Below are 1,633 nucleotides of genomic sequence, written 5' to 3' on the forward strand. Positions count from 1 at the left end.
CCAAATTAGATGAGCTTACCCTGTTATAGACAAAGGCATTTAGCGATTTTTGTCAATTGTTTTTTATCTAGAGCGAACTAATCAATTAAGTCTCTTGCCAGATAAGGATTTAGTCGATTTATGCCCCCCTATCGAACCATAACAAGTAACGAAGAGCCATTTTTTTGTTAATATAGGCTAAAAAATTAATTAAACCAGAGCTTGGTTCTATTCTATGAAAATCCAAGCAGATCAAAGATGTATTCTTCTTAAAATTATCTTGGCTCTTCTCGACTTTGTGTGATAATTTTTGACGATGAAATTCTGAAATGTTTACTGGGAAAGACTTTCATGGCTATTTTTGTGAATAAATAAACTATCATTATAGGCCTCGTTTCCACACAGAAACCAGAAAAGCCAAATCCTTGCATAATCGAGATTTGTATGATATTATGAATAAATAATTAAAACAGAAAATTCTGGTTAATTTGGGTAGATTTGAGTATATTTTAGGGGAGGCTAAGTATATTTGCCATCTCTGCTTTTAGTAAGTATCAATAAAATCAACCGGAAAAAGGGGATTGCCGAATGAAGAATAAGAAAGCGGAATTCAGAGAAGGAGGAAGGGAGTGAAGTCAATGTTAAGGAGCGGCTCTAATAATCGAAAAGCCAAAATTATCAAATCATCACTTACTTCGGCGAAACTGGTCAAAAAATATGGATAAAGTCCGGGTTATCGTTGTAGAAGATCACGATTTAACCCGCATGGGCTTAGTGGTGGCTCTCCAGCATCGGGAAGGTATTCAAGTGGTAGGGGAAGCGATCAGTGGATTACAGGGACTGAAACTGCTAGAGGAGACTAAACCCGATGTAGCGATCATCGATATAGGTTTGCCTATGATCGATGGGATCGAGTTAGTGCGACGCTTCCAACAAAATCGGGGCGAAGACCCCCTGGCCACGAAAATCCTCATGCTAACCATGCACAAAACCCAAGAACAGGTTTTAGCGGCTTTTAGTGCTGGGGCTGATTCCTACTGTATGAAGGATATTAGCATTGATAAGTTAATCGAGGCGATTTATTCCACCCACGAAGGCAATCATTGGCTTGACCCTGCGATCGCCAATATTGTTCTGCAACAAGTGCGCCAAAATGTTCCCGTCGGTGCGGCTGCCGGGACCAAAACAGTGATAATTCAAGGCGTTGACCGAGAATATCACCAATTGCTGGAAAATGCCCCCCTAACGGCACGAGAGCGAGAAATTCTCGATCTGATTGTCGCGGGTTGTAGTAATGCCGAGATTGCCGAGCGACTCTATATCACCATCGGCACGGTGAAAACCCATGTCCGCAATATCTTAAATAAACTCTCTGTGGATGATCGGACTCAAGCGGCAGTGCTGGCCCTGCGATCGGGATTAGTGGATTAAAAAAACCGGCATCCTACCCGGGTAGGATGCCGGCTCGGTCAAAACTAGAAACTAGACTTGGGCTGCCACTTTTGATTCAGCGGCCATTAGTTTTTCGTAGGTTTCACGCATTTTGAGACCGACTAACACTTGGAATAAACCCGTACCATTGGTAGAACCGGGATAATCCTTGTGTTTGAGCAGTAATTCCGTCATTTCACCGTAGTATTTAGTGCCGGTTTTG

General features: G+C 42.1%; 1 protein-coding gene and 1 pseudogene. One reads left to right on the top strand and one right to left on the bottom strand.

Annotated elements, in window-relative coordinates; genetic code table 11:
• Positions 1-696: 696 nt before the first annotated feature.
• The gene (locus O9332_RS19385) at positions 697-1,410 is read left to right on the top strand and encodes a response regulator (protein ID WP_288026967.1); all 714 of its coding nucleotides are present in this window, start codon (positions 697-699) and stop codon (positions 1,408-1,410) included.
• 51 nt (positions 1,411-1,461) lie between these two features.
• On the opposite strand, the pseudogene O9332_RS19390 reads toward O9332_RS19385, so the two are convergent.
• A pseudogene (locus tag O9332_RS19390) lies at positions 1,462-1,633 on the bottom strand (phosphoribulokinase); the annotation flags it as partial.

Source organism: Microcystis sp. LE19-10.1B, from assembly GCF_027530565.1.
Taxonomy (GTDB): domain Bacteria; phylum Cyanobacteriota; class Cyanobacteriia; order Cyanobacteriales; family Microcystaceae; genus Microcystis; species Microcystis aeruginosa.